This window comes from Pantoea sp. LMR881 (assembly GCF_027157825.1).
Classification (GTDB): domain Bacteria; phylum Pseudomonadota; class Gammaproteobacteria; order Enterobacterales; family Enterobacteriaceae; genus Pantoea; species Pantoea haifensis.
On the sequence record NZ_JAPVOK010000002.1, the window covers coordinates 16,512 to 42,193 of the forward strand.

At 56.7% G+C, this 25,682-nt stretch carries 14 protein-coding genes and 10 pseudogenes; 21 read left to right on the forward strand and 3 right to left on the reverse strand.

Annotation, left to right across the window (positions count from 1 at the left end; genetic code table 11):
- Positions 1-101 precede the first annotated feature (101 nt).
- The 14 genes and pseudogenes from phnF (at position 102) to phnE (O3W44_RS01770) (ending at position 11,367) form a co-directional block, all read left to right on the forward strand.
- On the forward strand, positions 102-815 hold the full coding sequence (gene phnF / locus O3W44_RS01705) for a phosphonate metabolism transcriptional regulator PhnF (protein WP_269294339.1): 714 nt from the start codon (positions 102-104) through the stop codon (positions 813-815).
- A pseudogene (gene phnG / locus O3W44_RS01710) lies at positions 815-1,260 on the forward strand (phosphonate C-P lyase system protein PhnG). The gene phnF and the pseudogene phnG overlap by 1 nt, the downstream one beginning before the upstream one ends.
- Positions 1,260-1,834, forward strand: a pseudogene (gene phnH, locus O3W44_RS01715) (phosphonate C-P lyase system protein PhnH). The pseudogenes phnG and phnH overlap by 1 nt, the downstream one beginning before the upstream one ends.
- Positions 1,834-2,910: a carbon-phosphorus lyase complex subunit PhnI gene (locus O3W44_RS01720; protein WP_269291747.1), complete on the forward strand. Its 1,077-nt coding sequence runs from the start codon at positions 1,834-1,836 to the stop codon at positions 2,908-2,910. Before phnH ends, O3W44_RS01720 begins: the two are co-directional and overlap by 1 nt.
- Positions 2,903-3,750 (forward strand): annotated as a pseudogene (locus O3W44_RS01725) (alpha-D-ribose 1-methylphosphonate 5-phosphate C-P-lyase PhnJ). The gene O3W44_RS01720 and the pseudogene O3W44_RS01725 overlap by 8 nt, the downstream one beginning before the upstream one ends.
- Positions 3,740-4,501 (forward strand): phosphonate C-P lyase system protein PhnK, encoded by a 762-nt coding sequence (gene phnK, locus O3W44_RS01730; protein ID WP_269291748.1) that lies wholly within the window; start codon positions 3,740-3,742, stop codon positions 4,499-4,501. Before O3W44_RS01725 ends, phnK begins: the two are co-directional and overlap by 11 nt.
- 10 nt (positions 4,502-4,511) lie before the next feature.
- Positions 4,512-5,215: pseudogene (gene phnL, locus O3W44_RS01735) on the forward strand (phosphonate C-P lyase system protein PhnL).
- 8 nt (positions 5,216-5,223) lie between these two features.
- Positions 5,224-6,360: an alpha-D-ribose 1-methylphosphonate 5-triphosphate diphosphatase gene (gene phnM, locus O3W44_RS01740; protein WP_269294340.1), complete on the forward strand. Its 1,137-nt coding sequence runs from the start codon at positions 5,224-5,226 to the stop codon at positions 6,358-6,360.
- Positions 6,360-6,896, forward strand: coding sequence for a ribose 1,5-bisphosphokinase (gene phnN / locus O3W44_RS01745; RefSeq protein ID WP_269291749.1), 537 nt, complete (start codon positions 6,360-6,362; stop codon positions 6,894-6,896). Before phnM ends, phnN begins: the two co-directional genes overlap by 1 nt.
- Positions 6,893-7,663, forward strand: coding sequence for a phosphonate metabolism protein PhnP (gene phnP, locus O3W44_RS01750; RefSeq protein ID WP_269291750.1), 771 nt, complete (start codon positions 6,893-6,895; stop codon positions 7,661-7,663). The genes phnN and phnP overlap by 4 nt, the downstream gene beginning before the upstream one ends.
- Before the next feature lie 77 nt (positions 7,664-7,740).
- Entirely contained in the window at positions 7,741-8,571 is an 831-nt protein-coding gene (gene phnC / locus O3W44_RS01755; protein WP_269291751.1) for a phosphonate ABC transporter ATP-binding protein, read from the forward strand.
- 26 nt (positions 8,572-8,597) lie between these two features.
- Positions 8,598-9,527, forward strand: a complete 930-nt coding sequence (phnD, locus tag O3W44_RS01760; RefSeq protein WP_269291752.1) for a phosphonate ABC transporter substrate-binding protein — start codon at positions 8,598-8,600, stop codon at positions 9,525-9,527.
- A 98-nt stretch (positions 9,528-9,625) separates the two neighbouring features.
- Positions 9,626-10,480 (forward strand): phosphonate ABC transporter, permease protein PhnE, encoded by an 855-nt coding sequence (gene phnE / locus O3W44_RS01765; protein ID WP_269291753.1) that lies wholly within the window; start codon positions 9,626-9,628, stop codon positions 10,478-10,480.
- A 2-nt stretch (positions 10,481-10,482) separates the two neighbouring features.
- Positions 10,483-11,367 carry a phosphonate ABC transporter, permease protein PhnE gene (gene phnE / locus O3W44_RS01770; protein WP_269291754.1) on the forward strand — a complete coding sequence of 295 codons (885 nt, stop codon included), beginning with the start codon at positions 10,483-10,485 and terminating at the stop codon, positions 11,365-11,367.
- Here phnE (O3W44_RS01770) and O3W44_RS01775 read toward each other — a convergent pair.
- A pseudogene (locus O3W44_RS01775) lies at positions 11,321-13,911 on the reverse strand (ATP-binding protein). The gene phnE (O3W44_RS01770) and the pseudogene O3W44_RS01775 sit on opposite strands and share 47 nt — an antisense overlap.
- Before the next feature lie 142 nt (positions 13,912-14,053).
- Here O3W44_RS01775 and O3W44_RS01780 point away from each other — a divergent pair.
- The 6 genes and pseudogenes from O3W44_RS01780 to O3W44_RS01805 all read left to right on the forward strand — a co-directional run bounded on the left by O3W44_RS01780 (position 14,054) and on the right by O3W44_RS01805 (position 20,248).
- Positions 14,054-15,567 (forward strand): annotated as a pseudogene (locus O3W44_RS01780) (sugar ABC transporter ATP-binding protein).
- Positions 15,568-15,577: 10 nt separating this feature from the next.
- Positions 15,578-16,561 carry an ABC transporter permease subunit gene (locus O3W44_RS01785; RefSeq protein ID WP_269291755.1) on the forward strand — a complete coding sequence of 328 codons (984 nt, stop codon included), beginning with the start codon at positions 15,578-15,580 and terminating at the stop codon, positions 16,559-16,561.
- Between the two features lie 92 nt (positions 16,562-16,653).
- Positions 16,654-17,592 carry an ABC transporter substrate-binding protein gene (locus O3W44_RS01790; protein WP_269291756.1) on the forward strand — a complete coding sequence of 313 codons (939 nt, stop codon included), beginning with the start codon at positions 16,654-16,656 and terminating at the stop codon, positions 17,590-17,592.
- 46 nt (positions 17,593-17,638) lie between these two features.
- Positions 17,639-18,323: pseudogene (locus O3W44_RS01795) on the forward strand (D-lyxose/D-mannose isomerase).
- An 11-nt stretch (positions 18,324-18,334) separates the two neighbouring features.
- Positions 18,335-19,195, forward strand: coding sequence for a ketose 1,6-bisphosphate aldolase (locus O3W44_RS01800; RefSeq protein ID WP_269291757.1), 861 nt, complete (start codon positions 18,335-18,337; stop codon positions 19,193-19,195).
- A gap of 1 nt (position 19,196) precedes the next feature.
- Positions 19,197-20,248, forward strand: a pseudogene (locus tag O3W44_RS01805) (carbohydrate kinase family protein).
- Here O3W44_RS01805 and O3W44_RS01810 read toward each other — a convergent pair.
- Positions 20,185-20,924, reverse strand: a pseudogene (locus O3W44_RS01810) (response regulator). The pseudogenes O3W44_RS01805 and O3W44_RS01810 sit on opposite strands and share 64 nt — an antisense overlap.
- Positions 20,925-21,441: 517 nt before the next feature.
- On the opposite strand from O3W44_RS01810, the pseudogene O3W44_RS01815 reads away from it, so the two are divergent.
- A pseudogene (locus tag O3W44_RS01815) lies at positions 21,442-22,652 on the forward strand (NCS2 family permease).
- A gap of 1,444 nt (positions 22,653-24,096) precedes the next feature.
- Here the strand turns inward: O3W44_RS01815 and O3W44_RS01820 are convergent.
- Positions 24,097-25,551, reverse strand: coding sequence for an AMP nucleosidase (locus O3W44_RS01820; protein ID WP_269291758.1), 1,455 nt, complete (start codon positions 25,549-25,551; stop codon positions 24,097-24,099).
- Positions 25,552-25,682: the final 131 nt, after the last annotated feature.

The following is a 25,682-nucleotide window of genomic DNA, read 5'->3' on the forward strand; positions in this document are numbered from 1 at the left end:
GCAGTCACTGTTCTGTCATCTGAAAACCTCAAGGTATGCCCATCACGCAGCCTCGCTTTTGCTGCTTACCGCACTCTTAAACCGAAGAGGATTCGATCGTGATGGAGTTATCCAGACATCCGACCACTGTATACCAGGCTGTAGCCGCACAGCTGGAGCAGGCGCTGCATGAACGTTATCGCTGTGGTGACTATCTGCCGTCTGAGCAGCAACTGGCCGATCACTATGAGGTCAACCGCCATACGCTGCGCCGCGCCGTGGATGAGCTGGTCAACAAAGGGTTGTTACAACGCCGTCACGGCATCGGCATTTTGGTGTTGATGCGTCCTTATGATTACCCCCTGCATGCTCAGGCGCGCTTTAGCCAAAACCTGTTAGAGCAGGGCAGCCACCCCACCAGTGAGCGGCTGCTGGCTGTATTACGTCCGGCCAGTAAAGACGTCGCCAGCGCCACAGGCGTTACTGAAGGCAACAATGTGATCCATCTGCGCACGCTGCGCCGCGTCAACGGCGTGCCGGTGTGCGTCATCAATCACTTTTTACCCGACCTGAGCTGGTGGCCCTTGCTGCAACGCTTCAACAGCGGCTCGCTGCATGACTATCTCTTTCTCAACACCGGAAAACATCTGGTGCGAACGCAAACACGTATCAGCACACGCCGCGCCCAGGCGAAAGAGTGCAAACAGCTGGAAATTGCCTTGCAGTCACCGCTGCTGTGCGTGCGCACGCTGAACACAACCACCGACGGCGCGATGGCGGAATACTCTGTCAGCCTGACGCGCGGCGACATGATTGAACTGACACTGGAGCATTAATGGAACAGCAAACGGCCCGCCAGCACTGGCTTTCGGTGCTGGCACACAGCAGCGCCGCGCAGCTCAATGCGCACTGGAAGGCGCTCAATCTCACCCTGAATTCAGCCTGGTCCGTCCCGCCGAGATTGGTCTGACGCGGCTTAAGGCGCGCATGGGGGCAACAGGCAAACGCTTTGTTATGGGCGATGCCACCGTTACGCGCGCCGTCGTGCAGCTGTATGACGGCACGCTCGGTTACAGCTATGTCCTGGGACGCGATAAAGCGCACGCTGAACGCTGCGCGTTGCTGGATGCGCTGTTACAGCAGCCTGAAACGCAGGCGCTGTTACAGGAAAAAATTATTACGCCGCTGGCGGCTATGCGTGAGGAGCAGCGACAACTGCGTGCCCGCGAAATCGCCAGTAGCAAAGTGGATTTCTTTACGCTGGTACGCGGAGATAATTAATGACTTTACTGGCAAGTTTTAATCATCCAGTGGCAGACGCGCAGCGCGCCTTTCGCCGCATTCTCAAAGCCATGAGCGAACCTGGCGTGATGGTATCGCTGCCGCTGCAACAGGGATGGGGGCGCTGTCACCCGCCGCTACCGCAGTGTTACTGACGCTGGTGGATCAGGAAAGCCCTTTGTGGATCGACGCGCGAATCGATAATGAACAACTGCGTAATAACCTGCGTTTTCACACCGGCGCACCGATTACTGACAGCTACGATGCGCCCTTTGCTCTGAGTCATGCAGCATCCCAGCCTGATCCTGCTCATTTCGCCGCAGGCGATAATCTGGCACCGGAAAAAAGCACCACGCTGATTATTGAAGTGCCGTCGTTGAATGGTGGCCTGACGCTGCGCCTCTCCGGCCCTGGCCTGCGTGAAACGCGCGCTATTGCGCCGCAGCTGCCTGAAAGCGTGCTCGAATATTTGCGGTCGCGCCCTCATCCTTTCCCACAAGGTGTTGATCTTATTTTTACCTGTGGCGAAGCGATGATGGCCGTACCGCGTTCCACCGACGTGGAGGTTTGCTGATGTACGTCGCGGTGAAAGGGGGCGAAAAGGCGATAGCCAATGCCCATCAGCTACAGGCAGATTTACGCCGTGGCGATCGTCAGACCACTGAGCTGGGCTGCGATCAGGTAGCGCAACAGTTGGGTTTGGCGGTAGACCGGGTGATGACAGAAGGCGGCATCTACGATCCCGAACTGGCGGCGCTGGCAATTAAACAGGCGAGCGGCGACTTAGTGGAAGCAATCTTCCTGCTGCGCGCCTATCGCACTACGCTGCCGCGCCTGGCGGAAAGCATGCCGCTGGCAACCGCTGAAATGCACATTGAACGCCGCATTTCAGCGGTCTACAAAGATTTGCCTGGCGGCCAGGTGCTTGGGCCAACCTACGATTACAGTCACCGTTTGCTGGATTTCACCCTGTTAGCAAATGGTGAAACGCCTGCCGCGCCGCGAGGCGATCAGGCGCTGCCGACGAGTTGCCCTCATATGTTCAGCATGATGAGTGCGGAAGGTCTGGCTGCGCGGGAAGAGGATGACGGCAGCGAACCCGCTGACATCACCCGTGAACCCATGGGCTTTCCCGCCTCACGCGCCGCGCGGCTGCAACAGTTAGTCCGGGGTGACGAAGGTTTCCTGCTGGCGCTCGGCTATTCAACCCAGCGCGGTTATGGCCGCACCCATCCGTTTGCGGGAGAAATCCGCACCGGTTTTGTCAGCGTCAGCGTCTGCCCGGAAGAGCTGGGCTTTGAACTGGAGATTGGCGAACTGCTGCTGACCGAATGCGAAATGGTTAATGGCTTCACCAGTAATGGCGTCGATGCGCCGCACTTTACTCGCGGCTACGGCCTGGTGTTTGGACGTGCCGAGCGTAAAGCGATGGCGATGGCGCTGGTGGATCGTGCCCTGCAAACCCAGGAACACGGTGAGCGCATCACCAGTCCGGCGCAGGATGAAGAGTTTGTGCTGTCACACGCTGATAATGTCGAAGCGGCTGGCTTCGTATCCCACTTAAAACTGCCGCACTATGTCGATTTCCAGGCGGAACTGGAACTGTTGAAGCGGCTGCGTCAGGAGCATCAGGAGCGCAACCATGGCTGAACTGAGCGGTTATAACAACGGCTATCTGGATGAGCAAACCAAGCGCACCATTCGCCGCGCGATTTTAAAAGCGGTGGCGATTCCGGGTTATCAGGTGCCGTTTGCCGGACGCGAAATGCCGATGCCGTATGGCTGGGGCACCGGCGGTATTCAGGTCACGGCCAGCGTCATCGGCGATCAGGATGTGCTGAAAGTGATCGATCAGGGCGCGGATGATACGACCAACGCGGTATCAATTCGCCGTTTTTTCCAGCGCGTGAGCGGGGCGGCAACCACCGAACGTACCCTGGACGCCACGCTGATCCAGACGCGACACCGCATTCCTGAAACGCCGCTTGCTGAAGATCAAATCCTGATCTTTCAGGTGCCGATCCCGGAGCCACTGCGCTTCATTGAGCCGCGTGAAACCGAAACGCGCACCATGCACGCGCTGGAAGAGTACGGCATCATGCAGGTTAAACTGTATGAAGATATTGCCCGCTACGGCCACATTGCCACTACCTATGCCTATCCGGTTAAGGTCAACGATCGCTATGTGATGGACCCCTCGCCAATTCCCAAATTCGATAACCCGAAAATGCACATGATGCCCGCACTACAACTGTTTGGTGCCGGACGTGAAAAGCGCATCTACGCATTACCCCCTATACCAAAGTGGAAAGTCTCGATTTCGACGATCACCCGTTTAGCGTGCAAAAGTGGGAAGAGCCTTGCGCGCTGTGCGGTTCACGCCACAGCTATCTTGATGAAGTGGTGATGGACGATCAGGGCACGCGCATGTTTGTGTGCTCCGATACCGATTTTTGCCACCAGCAGCAGGAACAACAACATGCACAGTGATCAGCCGCTGCTTGCGGTGAATAACCTTACGCACCTCTATGCACCAGGCAAGGGGTTTGAAGAGGTCAGCTTTGATCTCTATCCCGGCGAAGTATTAGGCATTGTCGGGGAGTCAGGCTCAGGAAAAACCACGTTACTGCGCAGCCTGTCTGCGCGCTTAACGCCGCAGCAGGGCACTCTCTTTTATGGTGAGCACGATCTTTATCAGATGAGCGAAAGCGATCGCCGTCGTTTGCTGCGCACCGAATGGGGCGTGGTGCATCAACATCCGCTGGACGGTTTACGTGCGCAGGTAACGGCGGGCGGCAATATTGGCGAGCGTTTGATGGCGGTCGGCCATCGTCATTACGGCGACATCCGGGCGCAGGCCAGCCACTGGTTACAGGAAGTAGAGATCGCCGCGAACCGCATTGATGATTTGCCCACCACCTTTTCCGGCGGGATGCAGCAGCGTTTGCAGATAGCGCGTAACCTGGTCACAGAGCCAAAGCTGGTGTTTATGGATGAGCCAACCGGAGGACTGGATGTGTCAGTACAGGCGCGTCTGCTTGATCTGCTGCGGACGCTGGTGCGGGAACTCAATCTGGCTGTTGTGATTGTGACTCACGATCTCGGCGTGGCGCGTTTGCTGGCGCACCGCCTGCTGGTGATGAAACAGGGCCGCGTGGTGGAGAGCGGGTTAACCGATCGCGTACTGGACGATCCGCATCATCCTTATACACAACTGCTGGTTTCCTCGGTGCTCAATTAAGGTAATTCACATGAACACTCATCTTCGCGTCGAGAATTTATACAAAACCTTTGTGCTGCATAACCAGAGCGGCGTTGCGCTGCCGGTCTTGCAGGATGCCAGCCTTGAGGTCAGTCAGGGTGAATGCGTTGTGCTGCACGGTCATTCAGGCAGTGGAAAATCGACCCTGCTGCGGGCGCTGTATGGTAATTATCAGGCCAACAGCGGTCATATCTGGGTACAGCATCAAGGCGAATGGGTGGATATGGCCCAGGCACCGGCGCGCCAGATTATTGCCATTCGGCGCGACACGATTGGCTGGGTCAGTCAGTTTCTGCGTGTGATACCGCGCGTACCGACGCTGGAGATTGTTATGCAACCGCTGCTGGAACGTGGTGTTGAACGGGCTTTTGCGAAAAGCGCGCCAAAGAACTGCTGACGCGCCTTAACGTACCGGAACGCCTCTGGTCGCTGGCACCCTCAACGTTTTCCGGCGGGGAACAGCAGCGCGTCAACATTGCGCGAGGATTCATCGCCGATTATCCGGTGCTGCTGCTGGATGAACCCACGGCATCGCTCGACAGTGCCAACAGCGCAGCCGTGGTGGCTTTAATTGAACAGGCACGCGCACGCGGTGCCGCAATTGTCGGGATTTTCCACGATGACGCGGTGCGTAAACGGGTGGCGGATCGCCTGCACGTCATGCAACCGGTTAAATCAGGAGCGGAAGCATGATCAGAAGCATAATCGTTAATAACGTTAAGCTGGTGCTGGAAGATGAAGTGGTCGCCGGATCGCTGGAGATGCGTGACGGGGTGATCGCCAGCTTCAGCGAAACCCGTAGCCAGCAGCCAGCCGCACTGGATGGGGAAGGCGCATTTCTGTTGCCGGGCCTGGTTGAACTGCATACCGATAATCTTGACAAGTTTTTTACGCCGCGTCCGAAAGTTGACTGGCCAGCCCACTCCGCAATGAGTAGCCACGATGCGTTGATGGTGGCAAGCGGCATTACCACGGTGCTGGATGCGATTGGCGTCGGCGACGTGCGTGACGGCGGGCATCGCCTCGATAACCTGAGCAAAATGATCGATGCGATCCGCGACAGCAACCGTAAAGGGCTAAACCGTGCCGAACATCTGCTACATCTGCGTTGTGAACTGCCGCATCACACCACGCTGCCGCTGTTTGAAGCTTTGATGACCACCCCGGAACTGGCGCTGGTGTCGCTGATGGACCATTCGCCAGGCCAGCGGCAGTATGCGTCGCTGGATAAATACCGCGAATATTATCAGGGCAAATATCAGCTCAACGATGAACAAATGGATGCGTTCGAGCATGACCAACTGGCGCTGGCCGCCGTCTGGTCACAGCCAAATCGTCAGGCTATTGCTGCGCTGTGCCGCGAGCGCCATATCGCCCTCGCCAGCCATGATGATGCAACGGCAGCACACGTTGACGAATCCTTTGGCGTGGGCAGCGCCATCGCTGAGTTTCCTACCACGCTGGAAGCAGCACGCGCTTCACGTCATCGCGGGATGCAGGTTTTGATGGGCGCACCAAATATCGTGCGGGGCGGGTCACATTCTGGCAACGTTGCGGCCTGGGAGCTGGCAGCGCAGGGGCTGCTCGATATTCTCTCATCAGATTACTATCCCGGCAGCCTGCTGGATGCCGCGTTTCGTCTGGCAGCCGACGAGCGCAATGCGTTGGATTTGCCCCAGGCAATTGCACTGGTGACACGTAACCCCGCCCGGGCGCTAAAGCTGGAGGATCGCGGGGTGATCGCGGAAGGCCGTCGTGCCGATGTGGTACTGGCCCATACCGATCACGGTCATCCGCATATCCGCCACGTATGGTCACAGGGCAGGCAGGTTTACTGATGGCGCGGCTGATCTGGCTGACAGGTCCGTCGGGATCGGGCAAGGACAGCCTGCTTAATGCGCTGCGGGAAGTGCCGCCTGACGGGCTGCTGATCGCCCATCGCTACATTACGCGCGCCGCTGATGCAGGGGGTGAAAATCACGTCGCCTTAACGGAAACCGAGTTTACCCGGCGCGCGGCGCTGGGGCTGTTCGGGGTTAGCTGGCAGGCACACGGTTTTTATTACGGCATCGGTTGCGAGGTTGACCTGTGGTTACAGCAGGGGTTGAGCGTAGTGGTCAACGGATCACGGCTGCATCTGGCGCAGGCACAACAGCATTATGGTACGCAGCTCTTGCCGATCTGCCTGGTAGTGTCGCCCGACGTGCTGGCAGCCCGACTGCGCCAGCGCGGTCGGGAGAGTGAAGCGCAGATTGCCCGACGCCTGGAGCGCGCAACACAACCGCAGCCAGAGGGCTGTCTGATACTCAATAACGATGGCGCACTGGCAGAGACGGTACAGCAGTTGCGCCAGTTACTGGAGTCGCACAGATGAAACTGACCTTTCTGGGAACGGGTGGCGTCACCGCTGCGCCGCTGTTTGGCTGTGACTGTCCGGCCTGTAGCCGCGCCCGGCGCGATGAAAAACGCAAACGGGCACCCTGTAGCGCCCTGATTGAGATCGGTAATGAGCGGATTTTGCTGGACGCCGGGCTGCCGTTACTGACTGAGCGTTTTCAACCGGGCGAACTGACACGCATTCTGCTGACGCACTATCACATGGATCACGTTCAGGGCTTATTCATGCTGCGCTGGGGCAAAGGCACACCGATTCCGGTGTGGGGACCGCCCGATGAAAAGGGCAGCGACGATCTGTTTAAACATCCGGGCTTACTCGATTTCCGCCCGCCGCTGACGCCGTTTGTGCCGCATCAGTTTGGCAACCTGCTGGTTACGCCGCTGCCGCTACAACATTCGCGCCTCACGCACGGCTATCTGTTTGACTGGCATGGCACCCGCCTGGCGTGGCTGTGCGACACCTGCGGCTTGCCACCCGAAACCCATGAATACCTCAGTGGGCAACCGCTCGATCAACTCGTGGTGGACTGCAACGATCCGCCGGGCAGCGAGGCGCGTAACCACAATGATGTCACTCAGGCGTTAGCGATTATTGAGCGGTTAGCACCGCGTCAGGCCTGGCTTACGCATCTGAGTCATGAGATGGATAACTGGTTAGCAAACAATCGTTTGCCTGAGCAGGTTCAGCCTGCGCGTGACGGCTTAACCCTTTTTCTGGGGAGCGATCAGCCTGTCATAGTTTGATCACTTAACTGTCATTCAGCCTTCATCCCGCTTGCCCTTAATAAGCGCAGAACTTATCTGTAACAACGGAGAACATCATGGCACAGGCGCTTCTGAAAACGGTGGTAGACAACGATCTGCCGTCTGCCCGCCAGACCGGTCAAAAAGTATTATCGGTTCAGGGACTGAGTAAAGCCTATGGCGAAAACCGGGTGCTCGATAATGTCAGTTTCGATCTGCATGCGGGTGAACTGGTCGCGGTGATAGGCCGCTCAGGCGCAGGCAAATCGACGCTGTTGCACATGCTCAACGGAACCCTCTCTGCAAGCAAAGGCGCAATTGTCACGCTGCGTCATGGTCAGGCCGATCGCGACGTGGTTACGCTGAACAGCCGCCAGATGCGTGAGTGGCGCAGCGAGTGCGGCATGATCTTTCAGGATTTCTGCCTGGTGCCGCGCCTGGATGTGTTAACCAATGTGCTGTTAGGCCGCCTGAGCCAGACATCCACGCTGAAATCTTTCTTTAAAATCTTTTCCGATGCCGACCGCGCCCACGCCATCGAACTGTTGCAGTGGATGAACATGCTGCCGCAGGCGCTACAGAGGGCAGAGAACCTGTCAGGTGGGCAGATGCAGCGTGTGGCAATCTGCCGTGCGCTGATGCAAAACCCCAAAATTCTGCTGGCAGATGAGCCTGTGGCATCACTCGATCCGAAAAACACCACACGCATCATGGATGTGCTGCGTCAGGTGAGCGAGCAGGGCATCAGTGTCATGGTCAACCTGCACTCCATCGAACTGGTTAAAAAATATTGCACCCGCGTCATCGGCATTCAGCGCGGCGTGGTGCTGTTCGACGGACATCCTTCACACCTTACCGACAGCCTGTTACACCAGCTGTACGGTGATGAAATTAACCAGCTCCACTAACTCCCACGGCAAGAGAAAAACCGCGAATGAAACTGACTTCTTTAGCTTTATTGACTGGCGCTTTGATGGCTTTTGGTGTTAACGCAGCGGATGCACCGAAACAGCTTAATCTGGGTATTTTGGGTGGACAGAACGCCACACAGCAGATTGGCGATAACCAGTGTGTGAAGGCTTTTTTTGATAAAGAGCTGAACGTTGACACGCAGATGCGTAACTCGTCTGACTATTCTGGCGTTATTCAGGGTCTGCTGGGCGGCAAAATCGATATGGTGCTGAGCATGTCGCCAGCGTCATTCGCGTCGGTTTACCTGCAAGATCCTAAAGCGGTCGATGTGGTGGGTATTGTCGTTGACGATAAAGATCACTCAAAAGGGTACCACTCTGTGGTGGTGGTAAAAGCTGACAGCCCGTACAAGAAGCTGGAAGATTTAAAGGGTAAATCATTCGGCATGGCTGATCCGGATTCAACCTCAGGCTTCCTGATGCCGAACCAGGCGTTTAAAAAAGAGTTTGGTGGCAGCGTTGATGACAAATATAACAATTTCTTCTCCAGCGTGACGTTCTCTGGCGGCCACGAGCAGGACATTCTCGGCGTACTGAACGACCAGTTTGCGGGTGCCGTGACCTGGACCTCAATGGTGGGTGATTACAACACCGGTTATACCTCGGGTGCCTTTACCCGCATGATCCGTATGGATCAGCCCGATCTGATGAAGAAAATTCGCATCATCTGGCAGTCGCCATTGATTCCCAACGGACCGGTCCTGGTCAGCAACAAGCTGCCCGCCGACTTTAAAGAGAAAGTGGTTGCTGCGATTAAAAAGCTGGATAAAGAAGATCACGCCTGTTTCGTTAAAGCGGTCGGCGGTGAGCAGCATATCGGCCCGGCAACCGTGGCGGATTACCAGAACATTATTGATATGAAACGTGATTTGATGAAGGGCAGCCGCAGCTAATGAGCTGACGCCAGCGCGCTGTCTCCTGTCCTGATTTTTTCCGCAACGCGCGTAAGGATCAGCGGGGGATAGCGCGCCACCATCCCGGAGAAAGACTCTTGACCGATTTCGAACACTATTACCAACGCATCCGCAGCCAGCAGAAACGCGACTCGCTGCTCTGGTCACTGCTGCTGGTGGCGCTCTATCTCGCAGCGGGCAACGTGGCGGAATTTAACCTCGTCAATGTCTGGCAATCGCTGCCGCATTTCTTTGATTACCTCCGCGAGATTATTCCGGTACTGCATCTGCCTCTGCTGTTTGCTGATGGCAAAACAGAAGGTTCGCTGGCTTACTGGGGCTACCGGTTACACATCCAGCTGCCGCTGATTTGGGAAACGCTGCAACTGGCGCTGGCGTCCACCCTTGTCGCCGTTGCCGTGGCAACCGTACTGGCTTTCTTTGCCGCTGATAATACCCAGACGCCACCTGCTGTGCGTTTTGCTATTCGTTCCTTCGTGGCGTTTTTACGCACCATGCCTGAACTGGCCTGGGCCGTGATGTTCGTGATGGCGTTCGGTATCGGCGCGATCCCTGGCTTTCTGGCGCTGGCGCTGCATGCCGTTGGCAGCCTGACCAAACTGTTTTACGAAGCGATTGAATCAGCATCGGACAAACCGGTACGCGGGTTAGCGGCCTGCGGTGCCAGCAAGCTGCAACGGATGCGTTTTGCCTTCTGGCCCCAGGTTAAACCGGTATTTCTCTCCTACGGCTTTATGCGTTTAGAGGTCAATTTCCGCTCCTCAACCATTCTGGGTCTGGTGGGCGCGGGCGGTATCGGTCAGGAGCTGATGACCAATATCAAGCTCGATCGTTTCGATCAGGTCAGCATCACCTTACTGCTGATTATTATCGTGGTGTCGCTGCTGGATACGGTTTCCGGTCGTCTGCGTCGTCGCGTGGTTGAGGGTTAAAAATGATTGCCATTGCTCCGGATATTGCAAAGCTCAGACAGCAACACCAGGAACTGTTCGCTGCGCAAAATCGCTATTTACGCCGTATCGGCCTGCTTGCGCTGGCCGTGCTGCTCTATTACCTGTTCTTTTTCCACGTCTTCGGCATTGAGTGGAGTCGTCTGACAAACGGTGTGCAGCAGCTAGGCCGTTACTTCCTGCGGATGTTTGTCTGGCGTGATTTCGCCAGCTGGCCTTTTGGTTACTACCTGTCTCAGATTGGTATTACCCTGGCGATCGTGTTTGCCGGCACCATTACCGCATCAATTATTGCCTTGCCGCTGTCGTTTCTCGCCGCGCGTAATGTCATGCACGAACGGGCAGCTAAACCGGTTGCGCTGCTGGTGCGGCGCCTGTTTGATCTGCTGCGTGGCGTTGACATGGCGATCTGGGGGTTGATATTTGTGCGTGCGGTGGGCATGGGGCCGCTGGCGGGGGTGCTGGCGATTGTGATGCAGGATGTAGGCCTGCTGGGCAAACTCTATTCCGAGGGCCACGAAGCAGTAGAACGTTCACCGAGCCGTGGCCTGAGCGCGCTGGGTGCCAACAGCCTGCAAAAACATCGCTTCGGCATATTTACTCAGTCTTTCCCCAGCTTTTTGGCGCTCAGTTTGTATCAAATCGAATCCAATACCCGCTCGGCGGCAGTGCTGGGATTTGTCGGCGCCGGTGGGGTAGGCCTGGTCTATGCCGAAAACATGCGCTTGTGGAACTGGGACGTGGTGATGTTTATCACCCTGATCCTGGTGGCGGTTGTGATGGTCATGGATGCCATTTCCAGCCGCCTGCGCAAACGCTACATTATTGGGAAAACGGTGCCGCTGTGGCAGCCTGCTGCGCGCGACTAAGCCGTTCGCTGCGTTGCCACGCCCGCTGTAACGCCTGGACCAGCTGCGCCTCCTGCCAGGGTTTCGCCAGCCGCTCACACAGCGGCAGCGTAACGGGCTGGTGGCGCAGATCCTGGCCGCTGATCAAGAGCGTGGCAAGCTGAGGCCAGTTTTGTTGTGCCTGGCGAATCACCTCAGCACCACTGATTTCACCCGGCAGCATCAAATCGCTGATCAGCAGATCGATATCCGGTGTTTGACGCAACAGCGCCAGCGCCTGTTCGCCATCGCCGCACTCCAGGGTTAAATAACCCAGCTGGTGCAGATGCTCACAAAGCGTCTGGCGTACCGCCGGTTCATCATCAACGACCAGCACCAGCCTATCGCTTGCAGCATCGGGTTGCACTGGTGCCACGACCGGGTTCGCCACAACGGCCCCGGAGGCGCGCGGTAACAGTAGGCGTACCCGGGTGCCTTCTCCTGGCGCAGTATCCAGTTCGATCTGACCACCCGACTGACGCACAAAACCGTACACCATCGACAAGCCTAAACCACTGCCGCTTCCCGTGGCTTTGGTGGTAAAGAAGGGTTCGAAAACCCGCTCACGCACCTCAGCCGTCATACCGCTGCCCTGATCGATCACCTCAATAGTGACATTGTCACGTTTTTCGCCCTGCTCAAGGCGACGCTGATTCCAGATGCGCAGACGGATCTCACCGCTTTGCTGGTTCATCGCATCACGCGCATTGACCACCAGATTCATCAAGGCATTTTCCAGCTGGCTGGCATCAATCCATGCTGGCCAGCCGGGACGCTGTGCATCAATCACCAGCTGTTGCCCTGGCAGCAGCGAGTGCTGCAATAGCCCTTGCAGGTTATCGACCAGTGACACTACCGATACCGCACGCGGGTAAAGGGCCTGTTTGCGCGAAAAGGCCAACAGGCGTTGCGTCAGCAGTGCGGCGCGATCGGCTGCCTGACGCGCCCGTTCAATGCGGTGGGTAAGCGGGCCAGCAGGCAGCTGCCCTGGGTGAGCGCCAGGCTTCCAATAATCACTGCCAGCAAATTATTAAAATCGTGCGCGATACCGCCGGTAAGCTGGCCTACTGCTTTCATTTTCTGGCTGTGCACCAGCGCCTCCTCCAGCGCCTTACGCGCCGTCCGCTCCAGCACCGTATTCACCATGCCACGGCGCGGCACCGGACTAAAACGTAACTCCAGCGTCCGGCCATCGGCCAGCCGCACTTCCTGTGGTTCACCAGGATCCTGCAACTGAATACCGAGCCGCTGTAACAGCTGTTGATAATGCAAACCGCGATGCAGTTCGCGCGATTCAATGCCAAGCAACTGCGCATACTGCGCATTCCACACCACTAACTGACCGCTGTTGTCAAACAGGGCGAAACCGTCACGCATCGCCAGAAAAGTGGATTCGAGCTGATTACTTTTCTCTTTTAGCAAGCGTGAGGTGTGCGCCAGCGACGCGGTATTACGCGCAAACACGTTAAACGCACGGGCCAGATCGCCCAGTTCATCGCGGCGCTGTACACCCGGCACGCTGGTGTGCTCACCCTGTGCGAGGCGCGTCATCGCTGCGGCAATCGCCGTCAGGCTGGAACCTAAATTGCGATAAATGTAGTAACCGGCGTAGCAGGTAATTACCAACGCCAGCAGCACAAACAGGGCGATAAAACCAATGATGGAATCGAGTTCCTGATGCGTGGCAAGGGTACGGGTTTCACTTTGCTGTGCCACCTGTTGTACGTAAGAGGTGATCTCCTCATTTAGCATCGCCACCAGTGCCTTGATGCGATAGGTTGAGTAGGCGATCGCCAGATCGCTCTGCTCCAGCTCGGCTGCCAGCGGCACCAGCTGCTGCTGCGTATCCAGTAAACGCTGAACTTTATCCGCCAGTACGCCGCTAACCGGCACGCTGCGCCACTGGGCCATCACATCCTGCAACTGACTGATGGCGGCAACGGGTGAGGGCGTATGGATGGCAACGGTGATGAGCCGTTCGGTTTGCTGGCGCAGTGCGGCATCGGGCGCAAACGCCGTCCCCTGACTCAGCGTATCGATATGGCTGAGCAGCAGTTGTGACTGCCACAACCCGCTCAGCATGCTATTGCGCTGTAAATGGCGCTGATGCCCGGTACGCAGCAGTTGAGAGATGGTTTGTTCCAGCATCTGGCTGCGATTACTGATACGCGCCACGCGCTCCGGCTGGCGCGCAGCCAGTGGCGCAGACGCCAGCAGTGACAGTGAATGTTGTAGCGCCTGTTGATTCTGCTGTAAACGCAGCGACTCGCTTTGATACTCCAGCGCGCCCACCACCTGCGACAGCCGCACGGCCGTCGTGGCGACACTGGCGGTATCGCGTGCCAGCGCCAGGCTGCCATTCATGTCTGCCAGAGTTTGTGCCTGCGCCTGTTCCTGAATCGATCCTGCATGACGAAAGCCCGTAATCGCCACTGCGCTCACCATCAGGGTGACGCACACCACCAGTAAATTGAACAGCAGCAGGCGACCGCGTGCGCCTGCCTGCCAGGGATAATCGCGCTGCATACTTCGTCTCCCTTACCGCGAATGGGGCGAGTATAAGAGCGCGGCAGCGGCCATTTATGACAAATATGAATGCGCGCTGACATTTTCCATTTATCTGGCGTTGCTTAACTGCCTGACATTCACGGTCAGCAGGAGCGGGCAGATGACAACCACACCGATATTAACGATGCGGGAGATTACCCGGCGCTTCGGCAGCTTTTATGCGCTGAAGGGGGTCGATCTCACGGTCTATCCGGGTGAAGTCCATGCGCTAATGGGAGAGAACGGCGCCGGAAAAAGCACACTGATGAAAATTCTGGCCGGTGCCTATAGCGCCAGCAGCGGGGAAATTCATATTGACGGTAAAGCCTGTGACATCAAAGGGCCAAAAGAGGCGCTGGCGGCAGGCATCACGCTGATCTATCAGGAGATCAACCTGGCTCCAAATTTGACGGTGGCAGAAAACATCTTTTTGGGCAGTGAAATCAGCCGTGGCGGCATGGTAAAGCGGCGACAAATGGCCGATGAGGCGCAGCAGGTTATTAATCGTTTAGGCGCGCAATTCAGTGCTAATGATTTGGTCAGCCGGTTGAGTATTGCTGAGCAGCAGCAGGTCGAAATTGCCCGTGCGCTGCATCGCAACAGCCGCATTCTGGTGATGGACGAACCTACCGCCGCGCTTTCCAACCGCGAAACTGAACAGCTTTTTGCCTTGATCAAACGCCTGCGTAATGACGGCATGGCCATTATTTACATCAGTCACCGCATGGCGGAAGTCTACGAGTTGTCCGATCGCGTTAGCGTGTTACGTGACGGGCAATATGTCGGCAGCCTGACGCGAGAAAACCTCAACGCCAGCGAGCTGGTGCGCATGATGGTCGGCAGACCGCTGAGTGACCTGTTTAACAAAGATCGCAATATTCCCCTCGGCGACATTCGCCTGGCGGTGAATCACCTCGGCGATGGTAAAAAGTGCACCCCAGCAGCCTGGTGGTGCGGGCAGGGGAAATCGTTGGGCTGGCGGGGTTAGTGGGCGCCGGACGCAGCGAACTGGCACAGCTTATTTTTGGCGTACACAAGCCTAAAGAGGGAGAGATCTGGATCGATGGAGAAAAAGTCAGTATCCACTCACCGCGTGATGCGATTGCACGCGGTATTGGTTTTTTGACTGAGAACCGCAAAGAGCAGGGCCTGTTTCTGGAGATGGCTGCGCAGGAGAACATTGTGATGGCAACCCTGGAGCGGGACGCCAGCTATGGCCTGCTGAACCGGCGTAAAGGCCAGAAAATTGCCGGTGAGGCGATTGATAACCTTAACATTCGCGTGCCGCATGCGCAGGTGCGTGCCGGGGGATTGTCTGGCGGTAACCAACAAAAATTGCTGATTTCGCGCTGGGTCGCCATCGGGCCACGCATCCTGCTGCTGGATGAGCCAACGCGCGGCGTGGATGTCGGGGCCAAAAGTGAAATCTACCGCATGATGCAGCAGATGGCGCGTCAGGGCGTGGCGATCTTAATGATTTCCAGCGAACTGCCAGAAGTGGTGGGCATGAGCGATCGCGTTTACGTGATGCGTGAAGGCACCATCGCCGGTGAGCTGGAAGAGAAGGAGATCAGTCAGGAAAACATCATGACGCTGGCGACCGGTGCGCACAGCGCATCGCCGCTTGAAGTGTGAGGAGAACAAGATGACAGCACCAACCGCACGCGCCAAAGCGCCGGGTTTCAAACGCGCCCTGATGGGCGATCTGCTACAAACGGTCGGTATTTTACCGATTCTGATCCTGATTGTGGCGGTGTTTGGCTTTATTGCCCCCAATTTTTTTACTGAAGCAAACCTGCTGAATATCACACGCCAGGCCTCAATCAACATTGTGCTGGCGGCAGGCATGACCTTTGTGATCCTGACCGGTGGGATCGACCTGTCAGTGGGATCGATGCTCGGTACTACAGCGGTAGTGGCGCTGGTGGCCTCGCTTGATCCCATGCTGGCCTCAATGACTATTCCCATGGCGCTCGGGGCCGGACTGGCGATGGGGCTGTTTAATGGCATTCTGGTCGCCTGGGCCGGTCTGCCGCCATTTATCGTCACGCTGGGCACCTATACCGCGCTGCGCGGCGCCGCCTATCTGCTGGCAGATGGCACCACGGTTATCAACTCTGACATCAATTTTGAATGGATAGGCAATGGCTATCTTGGTCCTGTACCCTGGCTGATTGTAATCGCTTTTGCAGTGATTGCGCTGTGCTGGTTCATCCTGCGACGCACCACGCTCGGCGTACATATTTACGCGGTGGGCGGCAACATGCAGGCAGCACGTCTCACCGGGATTAAAGTCGGCGCGGTGCTGCTGTTTGTCTACGGCATGAGCGGTTTGCTGTCGGGGCTGGGCGGTTTGATGAGCGCATCACGACTTTACAGCGCCAACGGCAACCTCGGTGTCGGCTATGAACTGGACGCGATTGCTGCGGTGATTTTAGGGGGCACCAGCTTCGTTGGTGGTATCGGCACCATTACCGGCACGCTGATCGGCGCACTGATTATCGCCACCCTGAATAACGGCATGACGCTGATGGGCGTCTCCTATTTCTGGCAACTGGTTATCAAAGGCGCGGTGATCATTATTGCCGTGCTGATCGATAAATATCGTACCCGACACCATGTGAGCTAAACGGGCTGCGCCAGCCACACGCTTTTGTGGCGCTAACAAACAACATCACGCCATTCAGCCGTTGGCGATCATATAACAGCAGGAGAAGATCTATGCGTTTTAATCCGATTGTTACCGGGCTGCTGGCGGCAACGCTGTTGAGCACCGGCGTCGTCCAGGCAAAAGAGCTTAAATCCATCGGCGTGACGGTGGGCGATCTCGCGAACCCATTCTTTGTGCAGATCACCAAAGGCGCGGAGATGAAAGCGCGCGAACTGGCGGGTGACAAGGTCAACGTCACGCTGGTGTCCAGTGGCTACGATCTGGGCCAGCAGGTTGGTCAAATCGATAACTTTATCGCAGCCAAAGTGGACATGATTATTCTGAATGCGGCTGATTCAAAAGGCATTGCGCCTGCGGTGAAACGCGCACGTGACGCCGGAATTGTGGTGGTGGCTGTCGACGTGGCGGCAGACGGTGCCAACGCCACTATCACCTCCGATAACACCCAGGCGGGAGAAATGGCCTGTAAATATATCTCTGATCGTCTGAAGGCCAAAGGCAACGTGGTGATCATCAACGGGCCACCGGTTTCGGCGGTACAAAACCGTGTAGAAGGCTGTATGACTGAGCTGAAACGCCACCCTGACATCAAACTGCTCTCCTACAACCAGAACGCAAAAGGCAGCCGTGAAGGCGGGCTGGAGGTAATGACCGGTTTGTTATCGGCTAATCCAAAAATTGATGCGGTGTTTGCCATCAACGATCCAACTGCTATTGGTGCCGATCTGGCAGCAAAACAGGCACAACGCAGTGAATTCTTTATTGTTGGCGTGGACGGTTCGCCCGACGGTGAAGAAGCACTGAAGCGTAAAAACTCGCTGTTTGTCGCCACGCCAGCACAGGATCCACAGGTGATGGCCTCCAGAGCGGTTGAGATTGGTTATGACATTTTGCAGGGCAAAGCTGCCCCGGATAAACCGGTGCTGATCCCGGTGAGCATGATCGATCGTAATAACATCGGCAGCTACAAAGGCTGGACGGTGAAATAACCCCATTGCGGCATCGCCAGATGCCGCCAGTATCGGAGGATCGACAATGCAACGCTCCGAAGTGAATGCCATTCTGCAATTAACGCGCGAATTCTTTATGCGGCAAGACGTCCATTTGCCGCCCTGGGCCGATTACGGTCTCAGCCAGTGGCAAAGTCTGGATCGCACCGCCGCTGCTGAGCTGCTGGCACTGCGTCTCGGCTGGGATGTGACCAGTTTTGGCGCGGCCGACTTTCAGCAAACCGGCCTGACGCTGTTTACTCTGCGTAACGGCTCGCCTGGCGGCAAACCCTGGCACAAGCCCTACGCCGAAAAAAATTATGCATGTGCGCGAAGGGCAGGTGACGCCGATGCATTATCACCCGCTAAAGATGGAAGACATTATTAATCGCGGCGGCGGAAATTTGATCATCACACTGCATAATCGCGACGGCGCCGGTCTCGCTAATACCCCGGTTAACGTCACGCTTGATGGTATTAGCCAGACGCATGCCGCCGGGTCGCAGCTACGTTTGTCAGCAGGAGAAAGCGTCACCCTGTTGCCGGGCATCTGGCACAGCTTTTGGGGCGAAGAGGGCTTTGGTGACGTTCTGGTCGGCGAGGTCTCAATGCCCAACGATGATGATAATGACAACGTATTTCTCACACCGCTCGACCGCTTTAACCCCCTCGACGAGGATGAAGATCCCCGTTGGCTTCTGTGTAACGAATATGACCGCTGGCTGGCCTGAAGGAGTAAACAATGGCACTGATCTCTTTAGCGCAGGGGCTGGCCCACGCGCAACAACAGGGTTACGCGCTTGGTGCGTTCAACGTTATCGACACCCACTTTTTACGCGCCCTGTTCAGGGCGGCAGAGCAGCAGCGTTCACCCTTTATCATTAACATCGCTGAGGTGCATTTTAAATACATCACGCTGGATCATCTGGTGGAAGCGGTGCGCTTTGAGGCGGCTAAGCACGATATTCCGGTGGTGCTGAATCTCGATCACGGCCTGCATTTTGAGGCGGTGATGCAGGCGATCCGCCTCGGCTTTACTTCGGTCATGTTCGACGGTTCAACGCTGAGTTATGAAGAGAATCTGCGCCAGACACGTGAAGTGGTAAAGATTGCCCATGCGGTGGGGGTATCGGTGGAAGCGGAACTCGGCGCGGTGGGTGGCGATGAAGGCGGGGCGCTGTTTGGCGAAGCAGACAGCGCGAAATTCACCGATCCCGCCCTGGCTGCCGAATTTGTACGTGAAACCGGCATTGATACCTTAGCGGTGGCGATTGGTAATGCACACGGAAAATACAAAGGTGAACCTAAACTCGACTTTGCGCGGTTAGCGGCTATTCGTCAGCACGCGGGCATACCGCTGGTATTGCATGGCGGTTCAGGTATCAGCGACGCCGATTTCCGTCGCGCCATTGAACTGGGTATCCATAAAATTAATTTTTATACCGGCATGTCACAGGCGGCGCTGGGCGCGATTGATCGCTGTATGACATCACGCAACAGCCGTTATGACGAGTTTGCTGAGATGTTGATGGCCGTAGAAACTGCCATTACTGAGGTTGTGGTGCAGCAGATGCAAATTTTTGGCAGCGTCGGGAAAGCCTGATATGGCGGAGCGCAACGGCATCGTGGCGGCAGGTATCATGCTGGTGGATTATGTTCACTGCATCAATCACTGGCCGCAGCAAGGCTGGCTGGCGGAAGTCAGCCACAGTGAAAAAGCGGCAGGCGGCGGGCCGCTTAATGTCTTGATGACCTTATCGCGCATGCAGTGCCCGCTGCCGCTGGCGGCAGTGGGTCTGATTGGCGAAGACGCTGAGGGTGATTATTTGCTGCACGTTATGGATCAAGCGCATATCGATCATCGTGCCGTGCAGCGCACCGCCGCGATAACGACCTCAACCAGCCAGGTAATGACAGCCCCGGATGGCCAGCGCACTTTCTTCTTTGCCCCTGGCGCGAATCGCTTTCTGGATCTTGAACACTTCGCGACGCTGGATGGCCCACAACGTATTTTTCATCTCGGCTATTTGTTGCTGCTGGAATCGCTTGATCGCCCGGATGACCTGTTTGGAACGCGCAGCGCGCGTTTGCTGGCGATGATGCAGCAGCGTGGCTATTTTACTTCGCTGGATCTGGTTTCCCGCGCGGGGATTACCGACCGCTAATATTGCCGTCGCTGCGCTGGCTTGACTATCTGGTGATTAACGAGCTGGAAGCGGAAGCGTTAACCGGGATCCTGTTACGCGACGCCGCTGGCATCCAGCCTCCTGCTGCGTTTGCCGAGGCGGCACGCTGGCTGGCTGAGCAGGGGATACGCCAGCGTATTATCATCCATGCGCCTGAGGGCGCATGGGGCCAGGATGTCGGGGGCGAAGGCGTGTGGCAGGCTGCCTGGCAACTGCGCCCGGAAGAGATTGTCGGAAGCGTCGGCGCGGGCGATGCTTTTTGTGCAGGCGCGCTGTACGCCACACATCAGGGCTTCGCTATGCCGGAAACGCTGCGGTTGGCGCATACCTGCGCCTGCTTTAATTTGCATGCAGCGAATGCCATTGACGGCATTCGCCCGCTGGATGAGATGCTGCGGTGGATGGATCAGGCAATTTGCGTTGAAAGTGCCAGAGCTTCAGGTTTCACCACGTCGGCTGAAAAGACATAGCCGAGGCCGCGAATAGTACGAATCAGGTTGGGCTGATGGGGATTGGTTTCAATTTTGCGCCGCAAACGCATGATCAGCACATCTATGGTGCGATCAAAGACGTCGAGGCTTTCGCTGTGGGTTAATTCCAGTAGCTGATCGCGCGTCAGCACTTTGCGCGCATGACGAACCAGCGCACGCAGTAAGCTATATTCGCCCTGCGTAAGCGGTACGGCTTCACGCTGCGGATTGAGTAACTGGCAGCGTGCTTCATCCAGTTGCCAGCCATTAAAACGCCAGCCTTGCCCTGCGTCGCACGGCGCGATCCGCCCACCACGACGTAGCGCAGCTTTTGCGCGGGCCACCACCACGCGAGGGTTAAATGGCTTGGCGATGTAGTCGTCCGCGCCCATCTCCAGCCCGACCACCATTTCCGCTTCCGATCCCATGCCTGTCAGCATAATCACCAGCACATCGGGCCGCTGGCGCTGTAACTGTTGTAACACCAGCAGCCCGTTAGTGTCGGGTAACATCATATCGAGCATCACCAGCGATATTTCTGGATGCTGCATCAGCAGCGCGAGCGTCTCTTTTCCTGATGACAGCGGTAAACGTCAAACAGATGTTCACTGAGTACGTCCTGCAACACGTCGCAGACGTCACGATCATCATCCACCACCAAAATCGCTGGCTTCATTGCGCGGCCTCAATGTTACGAAAGGGTTAAAACAGGAGTGTACACACGGCGTAAAAGGCTGCCGATTCAGGCGGCTGAAACGTGACCCATATCGCCTGAGAGATTGCTGAAGCGTGCGGTAGCGCAGAAATTTATCCCGACTGAAAACGTTTTCAGGAAAACGATTGCGCGCTAACAGTGCGTTGCACCATAATCACGCCCTGTTTTGGTTAGGAATAGTCTTAGGTTTTGTTGCGCAACGCCAGATACGTGGCGCAATTTATGGCATAGCAATTGCTATGTGAGCAGGGGAAGCCACCTTTTATTCAGGCGGTAAGCGATACGGATGAGCATGCAACCGTCAGCGCCTTCTTTAATAAAAACCACACGCATGCAAACCACACTGGCAAGGGAGCCTCCACAAAAGTGGCGTCTCCTCTAACGAGAGATGATGATGTTAGATAAATTCTTCAAACTCAAAGCGCATAACACAACGGTCCGTACCGAAATCATTGCCGGAATTACCACATTCCTCGCGATGGCTTACATTCTGTTTGTTAACCCCAGCATTCTCAGCGCGACCGGCATGGATAAAGGATCGGTGTTTGTTGCGACCTGTCTGGCAGCCGCGATTGGCTCATTGCTGATGGGGCTGATCGCAAACTATCCTATTGCACTGGCACCGGGCATGGGATTAAACGCCTTTTTCACCTATACCGTTGTTCTGCATATGGGCTACAGCTGGCAGATCGCGTTGGGCGCGGTATTTTTATCTGCGGTGATTTTCTTCGCCTTATCAATCTTCAAAATCCGTGAATGGATTATTGCCAGTATTCCCCTGCCGCTTCGCGCCGGTATTGCGGCTGGCATCGGTTTGTTTTTAGCCCTGATTGCGCTCGAAGGCGCAGGCATCGTGGTTGATAACCCGGCGACGCTGGTTGGCATTGGCGATCTGACTAAACCGGGTCCGTTACTGGCGATGCTGGGCTTTATTATTATCGTGGTGCTGGAAGCGCGTCGCGTAACCGGCGCGGTGCTGATTGGCATTTTGATCATCACGTTTATCTCTATGGCCATTGGTCTGTCGCCGTTTGCGGGCGTGTTTTCTGCCCCCCTTCAATCGCGCCGACTTTTATGCAGTTGGATATTGCGGGTGCCTTTAACGTTGGACTGATCAGCGTGATTTTCGCATTCCTGTTTGTGGATGTGTTCGATAACACCGGTACGTTATTAGGCGTAACCAAACGCGCCGGTTTAGCGGATGAACAGGGCAACGTGCCGAAGATGGGTCGTGCGCTTATCGCTGACAGTGCCGCTGCGCTGTTTGGTTCACTGTTGGGTACTTCAACCACCACCAGTTATGTGGAATCTGCGGCAGGCGTCAGTGCTGGTGGCCGTACCGGTTTGACCGCCATTGTGGTTGCGATTTTGTTCCTGCTTAGCCTGTTTTTCTCTCCGCTGGCTTCCAGCGTGCCGGTATTTGCCACCGCACCTGCGCTGCTGTTTGTCGCCGTACTGATGGCTTCCGGCCTGGCGGAAATTGACTGGAGAGACGTGACTACCGCAGCACCCGTGACGGTGACCGCGTTGACCATGCCACTGACCTATTCCATCGCCAACGGTATCGCCTTCGGTTTTATTACCTGGACGGTGGTGAAGTTGCTGAGCGGCCGCAAGAAAGAGGTTAACGTCGCGCTGGTCGTGCTGTCAGTGCTGTTTGTGATTAAGTTGGGCTGGCTGAGCGCATAAGTTTGCGGCCCGGTGAGGTTTGCGGCCCGGCCGCAGGCGTTAGCACGCCGTGCGGGTAAACAAACTTTGTGCGGGTTCCGCCCGCCGTGCGGGTAAACACGCTCCGTGCGGGTTCCGCCCGCCGTGCGGGTAAACACACTCTGTGCGGGTAAACACGCTCCGTGCAGGTTCCGCCCGCCAGGCGTGGGGCAGTTTCAGCACCTCCGTGCAGGCGGACGTGTCAAGGGGGCGTCGCGGCCCCTTGACAATCCCCGCGCCCGGCAGCCTCTGCTGTACCTTCGTCTCTCGCTGCGGCCTGACGGACCGCCCGGACTTGCCAGTCCCTGGCGCGTTCCGGCCTCTCGCCGACGTCCTGTCGGCTCATCCTGGCCTGCGCTCTTTCCTCAGCGCGCCGGATGCCTCCACCAACCCCCGCCTGTAATCCTTTTATTTATTAAAACAGATTCGTGTTGTCTGAGGTTTTAAAACGCAAAACTCTAAACTCAAAAACTCACCGCCATGAAGTCTGTAAAGAACGGAAGCTGCGGGTGCAGCGGGGGTTTGTCAGAGGCCTTCCTGTTCGCGCAGCGAACGAAACCCGCCGTGCGGGTAAACACACTCTGGGCAGGTTCCGCCCGCCGTGCGGGTAAACACGCTCCGTGCAGGTTCCGCCCGCCAGGCGTGGGGCAGTTTCAGCACCTCCGTGCAGGCGGACGTGTCAAGGGGGCGTCGCGGCCCCTTGACAATCCCCGCGCCCGGCAGCCTCTGCTGTACCTTCGTCTCTCGCTGCGGCCTGACGGACCGCCCGGACTTGCCAGTCCCTGGCGCGTTCCGGCCTCTCGCCGACGTCCTGTCGGCTCATCCTGGCCTGCGCTCTTTCCTCAGCGCGCCGGATGCCTCCACCAACCCCCGCCTGTAATCCTTTTATTTATTAAAACAGATTCGTGTTGTCTGAGGTTTTGAAACGCAAAACTCTAAACTCAAAAACTCACCGCCATGAAGTCTGTAAAGAACGGAAGCTGCGGGTGCAGCGGGGGTTTGTCAGAGGCCTTCCTGCACGCTGAGCGGATGAGGGATTTCAGGACGAGCGGCATGGATGCCGCGAAGAGGCTGGAATGAACCACGGAGGGTGAATTCAGCCGTTCCGTCAGAAATCCAGAAAGAGCGAAGGGACCGCGCAGCGGCGGGCGGGCAGGCCGGAAGCGCGGGTCAAGGGTTGCCGCTCAGCAACCCTTGTCGGTCGCCTGCAGCGGGGAAAATGAAACTGCCCGGCTGCCGGGCGAACGAAACCTTCTCAACGCCCGGTTCGCGCAGCGAACGAAACCTTCTCCGGGCCCGGTTCGCGCAGCGAACGAAACCTTCTCCGTGCCGGTTCGCGCAGCGAACGAAATCAGCACCCGTTCGCGCAGCGAACGAAACCCGCGCCAGTTGGCGCGATGAAACGCCGCTGCGTTTCCGATCGCCCTTACCTGAACGGGGGTTCGTTAAACGTACGCAACTTACGTGAATGCAGCTTATCCCCCTCTGCGCGCAGCAGCTCAACGGCATGGATCCCTATCTGCAAATGCTCAGAAATCGCGCCGTCATAAAAGCGGTTTGCCTGTCCGGGCAGCTTGATCTCACCGTGCAGCGGTTTGTCAGAAACGCAGAGCAGGGTGCCGTAAGGTACGCGAAAGCGGTAGCCCTGAGCGGCGATGGTGGCGCTTTCCATATCCACGGCGACGGCCCGGCTCAGGTTAAAGCGCAGGGCTGAAGCTGAATAACGTAGCTCCCAGTTGCGATCGTCTGTGGTAACGACCGTGCCGGTGCGCAGCCGTTCTTTCACCTCTTCTCCCGGCATATTGCTGATAATTTTGGTGGCGTCATACAGTGCACGCTGCACTTCAGCAATGCTGGGGATCGGAATATCTGGCGGCAACACACTGTCAAGCACGTGGTCGTCACGCAGATAAGCGTGGGCCAGGACATAATCGCCTATGCGCTGGCTTTCACGTAAACCACCACAGTGACCAATCATCAGCCAGGCATGAGGACGCAGTACGGCCAGATGATCGCAGATGGTTTTGGCATTTGACGGCCCCACACCAATATTAATCAAGGTAATGCCGCGACGTGAAGGCGAGGTCAAATGCCAGGCGGGCATTTGATGCTTCTTCCAGGCCAGATCCGACAACATCGCGTCGCCGTCAGCCGTATCCGCTGTGATCACAACGTCACCCGCACAGACCAGACTGTCGTAGGGCGTATCAGGATCCTGAACCTGCTCAATTGCCCAGCGGACAAACTCATCGACGTAGCGGGTGTAGTTGGTGAACAACACAAACGGCTGAAAGTGATCGACTCTGGTCCCGGTGTAATGGCGTAAACGAGCGAGCGAAAAATCGGTGCGCAGCGCATCAAAATGCGAAAGCGGGAACAGCGCATCGGCATGGAACAAGCCATCCGCGGTTTCATCACCAATTTGCGACAGTTCGGTCGTGGGAAAGTGACGCGCAATGCCTGCGCTCATGGTGCGATCCAGCGACAAATCAGAGCCATCAATCACGTAAGGATACGGGATTTCCTGACTCGACGGCCCAACCTCAATCTCAACGTCATACTCTTTTTCCAGCATCGCCAGCTGCTCGGCAATGTAATGGCGTAATAGCGCCGGACGGGTAACAGACGTGCTGTAAGTGCCAGTATGGGTAAAGCGTCCCCAGGCGCGGGTGCGGTTTTGCTGCGGGCCTTCGCCGCGCCAGGTAATGCGTAACTCCGGATAAACAAACAAGCCCTGCGCACGGGCCGTGTAATCAGGTAATTCCCCGTTTTCCGTATAGGCTTTAATGGCCGTGCGCAGAGCATTAACCGCATCATCATACTGCTGCTCTAACGCATCCAGCGCCTGTTGGCTGGTTAATGCTGTCCGTTGTATTGGCATAGGTTCTCCTTGGTTTTTTACGGCAATTTTTCCAAGCTTAGCGGGTTTAACGTCACGTCAGGTTAATAATCTGTGATCAACCGCATTTTGCACCAACCTGGTGCTGGTGAGTTAGCCAAAGCACTGTATCG

Bases quoted from the DNA above. Each gene is read 5' to 3' on its own strand.
- phnP (WP_269291750.1), top strand. From the start codon at position 6,893: ATGAAACTGACCTTTCTGGGAACGGGTGGCGTCACCGCTGCGCCGCTG.
- phnE (WP_269291754.1), top strand. From the start codon at position 10,483: ATGATTGCCATTGCTCCGGATATTGCAAAGCTCAGACAGCAACACCAG.
- O3W44_RS01785 (WP_269291755.1), top strand. From the start codon at position 15,578: ATGACAGCACCAACCGCACGCGCCAAAGCGCCGGGTTTCAAACGCGCC.
- O3W44_RS01720 (WP_269291747.1), top strand. From the start codon at position 1,834: ATGTACGTCGCGGTGAAAGGGGGCGAAAAGGCGATAGCCAATGCCCAT.
- O3W44_RS01800 (WP_269291757.1), top strand. From the start codon at position 18,335: ATGGCACTGATCTCTTTAGCGCAGGGGCTGGCCCACGCGCAACAACAG.
- phnF (WP_269294339.1), top strand. From the start codon at position 102: ATGGAGTTATCCAGACATCCGACCACTGTATACCAGGCTGTAGCCGCA.
- phnN (WP_269291749.1), top strand. From the start codon at position 6,360: ATGGCGCGGCTGATCTGGCTGACAGGTCCGTCGGGATCGGGCAAGGAC.
- O3W44_RS01820 (WP_269291758.1), bottom strand. From the start codon at position 25,551: ATGCCAATACAACGGACAGCATTAACCAGCCAACAGGCGCTGGATGCG.
- phnK (WP_269291748.1), top strand. From the start codon at position 3,740: ATGCACAGTGATCAGCCGCTGCTTGCGGTGAATAACCTTACGCACCTC.
- O3W44_RS01790 (WP_269291756.1), top strand. From the start codon at position 16,654: ATGCGTTTTAATCCGATTGTTACCGGGCTGCTGGCGGCAACGCTGTTG.
- phnD (WP_269291752.1), top strand. From the start codon at position 8,598: ATGAAACTGACTTCTTTAGCTTTATTGACTGGCGCTTTGATGGCTTTT.
- phnC (WP_269291751.1), top strand. From the start codon at position 7,741: ATGGCACAGGCGCTTCTGAAAACGGTGGTAGACAACGATCTGCCGTCT.